At 58.8% G+C, this 5164-nt stretch carries 4 protein-coding genes; 3 read left to right on the forward strand and 1 reads right to left on the reverse strand.

The window, feature by feature from the left end:
- Positions 1-73 precede the first annotated feature (73 nt).
- The gene (locus AC1DH9_RS21865; protein WP_427547064.1) at positions 74-1669 is read right to left on the reverse strand and encodes a glycoside hydrolase family 17 protein; all 1596 of its coding nucleotides are present in this window, start codon (positions 1667-1669) and stop codon (positions 74-76) included.
- Between the two features lie 288 nt (positions 1670-1957).
- On the opposite strand from AC1DH9_RS21865, the gene AC1DH9_RS21870 reads away from it, so the two are divergent.
- From AC1DH9_RS21870 to AC1DH9_RS21880, 3 genes are all read left to right on the forward strand, one after another.
- Positions 1958-2809 carry a glycine betaine ABC transporter substrate-binding protein gene (locus AC1DH9_RS21870; protein ID WP_477808766.1) on the forward strand — a complete coding sequence of 284 codons (852 nt, stop codon included), beginning with the start codon at positions 1958-1960 and terminating at the stop codon, positions 2807-2809.
- 239 nt (positions 2810-3048) lie between these two features.
- Positions 3049-3360 carry a DUF485 domain-containing protein gene (locus AC1DH9_RS21875; protein WP_123585369.1) on the forward strand — a complete coding sequence of 104 codons (312 nt, stop codon included), beginning with the start codon at positions 3049-3051 and terminating at the stop codon, positions 3358-3360.
- Positions 3357-5015: a cation acetate symporter gene (locus tag AC1DH9_RS21880; RefSeq protein WP_477808767.1), complete on the forward strand. Its 1659-nt coding sequence runs from the start codon at positions 3357-3359 to the stop codon at positions 5013-5015. Before AC1DH9_RS21875 ends, AC1DH9_RS21880 begins: the two co-directional genes overlap by 4 nt.
- The last annotated feature ends 149 nt before the right edge of the window (positions 5016-5164 follow it).

A 5164-nucleotide genomic window follows, 5' to 3' on the forward strand; every position in this document is an offset into this window, starting at 1 on the left:
CTCCCACATGGATTGCACAAAACCTGTGGGAGCGAGCCTGCTCGCGATAGCACCGATAGGTGCTCTATACAAATTAAATGTTGCGAACCCGCAAGCTGCGCCACAGCGCGGCAACCATCAGCAGACAAACCAGCGCCCAGCCCCAGGCTTGCTGGTTGAACAGGCCTTCACGGTACAGCTGCGGGGCAATGCTGGCGCCGATGATGAAGGTCAGCAGCGCGATTTCCCGGCGTGGTGCATTGACCGGACGAATCAGATAGACCAGCGCTGGCAGCAGCAGGGCGGCGCTTGGGAAGCTGCGATAGCGCGGTTCGAACACCAGCCCCAGCATCATCACAGCACATGCGAATCCGGCGGCAGCGAGCAGCCAGCCAGCGCGACGTTCCAGTGCATTGAAAGCGCGTTCACGCCAACCGGTTCTGGCGCTGAGGAACAACGCCGCATGGGCCAGCACCAGGAAGTTCAGGCCGGTCAGCAACGCAGCCCAGATCCACTCATCGGCAAAGCGGCTGGTGACGCGCGCCAGTTCACCCCAGGTGCCAATGGAGCACGCAGCGACTGCACCGAGCAGTGGCAGCATCAACGCTGCGCGAGTGCTGCGTACACGGCCGCCCAGCATCAGCGTACCGAGGAAGATCAGGCTGCCGACTGCCAGCCATTGCGACCAGAACGGCAGGTTGGTGACGGGGCCTGCCAGCACGCCCTTGTCCTGGCGGTTTGCATCGAACAGCCCCCAATAACCACCGACCGCACCTTCGCTGGCGCGTTTCCACGGTTGGTCAAAGGCTTCGATCAGGTTGTAGTGCCAGCCTTGTTGCTCGGCCATCGCCACAAAACCACGAATGAACTTGGCTTCATTGACTCGGCTCGGTACAGCGGTTTCCCGTTGACGGCCTTCACTCGGCCAGCCGGTTTCGCCGATCAGCACGTCCTTGGGCGCGAAGCGACTGCCGAAGATCTGCCGAACCTCGGCGACGTGCTGGAGGGCTGCGTCGATGTTGGACGGCTCATCTTCCCAGTACGGCAGCAAGTGGATGGTCAGGAAGTCCACCGCCGGGGCGACTTCAGGATGCTTGAGCCAGAACTCCCAGACGTCGGCGTAGGTCACCGGCTGTTTGACGTGGCTCTTGACGTGGTTGATCAGCTTGGCCAATTGCGCGCCGGTGACTTCCTTGCGCAGCAGGGTTTCGTTGCCTACGATCACTGAACTGACCACGTCCGGGTTGGCGTTGGCCTCGGCGATCAGCAGTTCGATTTCCTTGGCAGTGTCCACCGGGTTGCTGTTGACCCAGGCGCCGATCATCAGTTTCAGGCCATGTTTGCGCGCCAGGTCCGGCAGCGCTTCGAGACCGGTCATCGAATAGGTGCGAATGCACTCGAAGCGGGTTGCCAGCAGCGCGAGGTCGGCGTCCATGCGTTCAGGGCGCAGTTTGAACGGCTGATCGAATGGCGATTGGTCCTTGTCGAACGGTGTGTACGAGGCGCACTGCAATTTGTGCGTGGCGCTGGCCACGTCCGGCAGCACCACCGGTTGACCGAGCCCGTACCAGTAACCACCGAGGGCAAACAGGCCAAGCAGGCAGGCGAATAGATAAGCGAAGAAGGGGAAGCGCGAGGTGGCGGGCATGGTCAGGCCGTCTGGGAACAAAGCCGCGCATCTTACCTGCATTTGTCCCGTGCTTGGTGACCTGCATGGTTTTGACATGCAAAGTTCAGGCGGGATTCGCAGGGGCATTTTTGCAGGGTGCGATTACTGGCGTTCTGATGTCGTTTCTCGATGCCTTGAGGTCGCAGGCAGAGCAGGTCGCCGCAGGCGCGAGGTTGATTATCGACTCGTCAGTACTCCGCTGATGTTCGAACGGGTTTGCGGTGAGGCGTGATGGGGGCGCTGGGCACCATAACAATACATTGACGCTGCTCGGCATCCGTCGGGCGCAGCACTTTCGGGGAAGTAACGATGAAGATGCGACGACTCTTGGGCGCAGGTGCGGCTTTGGTGCTGGCGATCAGTTCTACTGTGGCCAGCGCCGAAGGCAAGGCAGTGACGATCGGTTATGTCGATGGCTGGTCGGACAGCGTCGCCACAACCAACGTGGCTGCGGAAGTGATCAAGCAAAAGCTCGGCTATGACGTGAAACTGCAAGCCGTGGCCACCGGGATCATGTGGCAGGGTGTGGCCACCGGCAAACTCGATGCAATGCTGTCAGCCTGGCTGCCAGTGACCCATGGCGAATACTGGGCGAAGAACAAGGATCAGGTCGTCGATTACGGCCCGAACTTCAAGGATGCGAAAATCGGTCTGATCGTGCCGGAGTACGTCAAGGCCAAGACCATCGAGGATCTTAAAACCGACGATAGCTTCAAAGGTCGTATCGTCGGCATTGACGCCGGTTCAGGCGTGATGCTCAAGACTGATCAGGYGATCAAGGATTACGGCCTGAGCAACTACACCCTCAAGGCCAGTTCCGGTGCCGGCATGATTGCCGAGCTGACCCGTGCCGAGAAGAAAAACGAATCCATCGCAGTCACCGGTTGGGTACCGCACTGGATGTTCGCCAAGTGGAAACTGCGCTTCCTGGAAGACCCAAAAGGCGTTTATGGCGCAGCTGAAACCGTAAACAGCATCGGTAGCAAGGAACTGGCAACCAAAGCGCCGGAAGTTGCGAAGTTCCTGAAGAACTTCCAGTGGGCGTCGAAAGACGAAATCGGCGAAGTCATGCTGGCTATCCAGGATGGTGCCAAACCTGAAGTGGCAGCGAAGGACTGGGTAGCCAAACACCCTGCGCGCGTCGCCGAATGGACTAAATAAACCCGGATAACGCTTCATCCCTGTGGGAGCGAGCTTGCTCGCGATGGCGGTGTAACAGTTGACAGATAGGTTGACTGATACGGCGCCATCGCGAGCAGGCTCGCTCCCACATTTATTTATATGCTGAAAATTGGCGAAATGGTCATGTCGTTCTAATACTAAGGTCGTCTGGAACCAGTTCCGCAGCCGCATAGAGTGGATACGTTCCAACTAAAATCTGTGCTGCGAGGATAAAAACAATGAACGACAGCATTTACCTCTCGATTCAAAACAGCCCGCGCTTCAAGGAGCTGGTTCGTAAACGAGAGCGGTTCGCCTGGATTCTCTCGGCGATCATGCTTGGGCTTTACTCGGGCTTCATCTTATTGATTGCTTATGGGCCGCATGTACTGGGGGCGAAAATCAGCCCTGAGTCATCGATTACCTGGGGCATACCGATTGGTGTAGGGCTGATTGTTTCGGCCTTCGTCCTGACGGCCATCTACGTACGACGCGCCAATGGCGAATTCGACGACCTGAACAATGCGATTCTCAAGGAGGCTCAGCAATGATCCGGCGTCTATTGGCAGCTTTAGGCATTACCGCCTTCGCACCGGCCGTTTGGGCGGCCGAGGCGCTTACCGGCGAAGTGCACAAACAACCGCTCAACGTGTCGGCGATCCTGATGTTCGTGGTGTTCGTCGGCGCAACGCTGTGCATCACCTACTGGGCTTCCCGGCGCACCAAGTCGGCAGCCGACTACTACGCGGCGGGCGGCCGGATCACCGGTTTGCAGAACGGCCTGGCGATTGCCGGTGACTACATGTCGGCGGCGTCCTTCCTGGGGATTTCCGCGCTGGTATTCGCGTCTGGCTACGATGGCCTGATCTACTCGATCGGCTTCCTGGTGGGCTGGCCGATCATTCTGTTCCTGATCGCCGAGCGCTTGCGTAACCTGGGTAAGTACACGTTTGCCGATGTGGCGTCCTACCGCCTGGGGCAAACCCAGATTCGCACCTTGTCAGCCTGTGGTTCGCTGGTGGTGGTGRCGTTCTACCTGATCGCGCAAATGGTCGGTGCCGGCAAGCTGATCCAGTTGCTGTTCGGGCTCGACTACTATGTCGCGGTGATTCTGGTGGGGATCCTGATGTGCCTTTATGTGTTGTTCGGCGGCATGCTGGCGACCACCTGGGTGCAGATCATCAAGGCCGTGCTGTTGTTGTCCGGCGCCTCGTTCATGGCGCTGATGGTGATGAAGTACGTCCACTTCGACTTCAATACGCTGTTCTCCGAGGCGGTCAAGGTTCACCCTAAAGGTGAAGCGATCATGAGCCCGGGCGGTCTGGTGAAAGACCCGATCTCGGCATTCTCCCTTGGCCTGGCGTTGATGTTCGGTACCGCTGGCCTGCCGCATATCCTGATGCGTTTCTTCACCGTGAGTGACGCTAAAGAAGCGCGCAAAAGCGTGCTGTATGCCACCGGCTTCATTGGTTACTTCTACATCCTGACGTTCATTATCGGCTTCGGTGCAATCCTGCTGGTCAGCACCAACCCAGCCTTCAAGGACGCTACGGGCGCGCTGGTGGGTGGCAACAACATGGCGGCGGTGCACCTGGCCAATGCGGTGGGCGGCAGTATCTTCCTCGGCTTCATCTCGGCAGTAGCCTTCGCCACCATTCTGGCGGTGGTTGCCGGTCTGACCCTGGCTGGAGCCACGGCGGTGTCGCACGACCTGTACGCCAGTGTGATCAAGAAGGGCAAGGCCAACGAGAAGGATGAGATCCGGGTTTCGAAAATCACCACCATCGCCTTGGGCGTGTTGGCGATTGTTCTGGGCATCCTGTTCGAAAGCCAGAACATCGCGTTCATGGTGGGCCTGGCGTTCTCGATCGCTGCCAGTTGCAACTTCCCGGTGCTTCTGCTTTCCATGTACTGGAAGAAGCTGACCACGCGCGGTGCAATGGTCGGCGGCTGGCTGGGGCTGGTCAGTGCGGTGGGCCTGATGGTGCTGGGTCCAACCATTTGGGTGCAGATCATGGGGCACGAGAAGGCGATCTTCCCGTATGAGTACCCGGCGCTGTTCTCGATGGCCATTGCCTTTGTCGGTATCTGGTTCTTCTCCATCACTGACAAGTCTGCGGCGGCTGACAATGAGCGGGCGCTGTTCTTCCCGCAATTCGTCCGTTCGCAGACCGGGTTGGGGGCGAGTGGGGCGGTGTCGCACTAACGTATAGGGCTGTATAAGCGTCTATATATAAGCAGCGTTAAACAGAAATGCCCCGGTCGAGAGATCGGGGCATTTTTTATGAGGAGTACGCTCTCCGTAGCAGCTGCCGAGCCCGCGAGGCTGCGTTCGGCTGCGTAGCGGCCGTAATC

This window comes from Pseudomonas sp. 05T35, from assembly GCF_056396605.1.

Bases quoted from the DNA above. Each gene is read 5' to 3' on its own strand.
- AC1DH9_RS21865 (WP_427547064.1), bottom strand. From the start codon at position 1,669: ATGCAGGTAAGATGCGCGGCTTTGTTCCCAGACGGCCTGACCATGCCC.
- AC1DH9_RS21875 (WP_123585369.1), top strand. From the start codon at position 3,049: ATGAACGACAGCATTTACCTCTCGATTCAAAACAGCCCGCGCTTCAAG.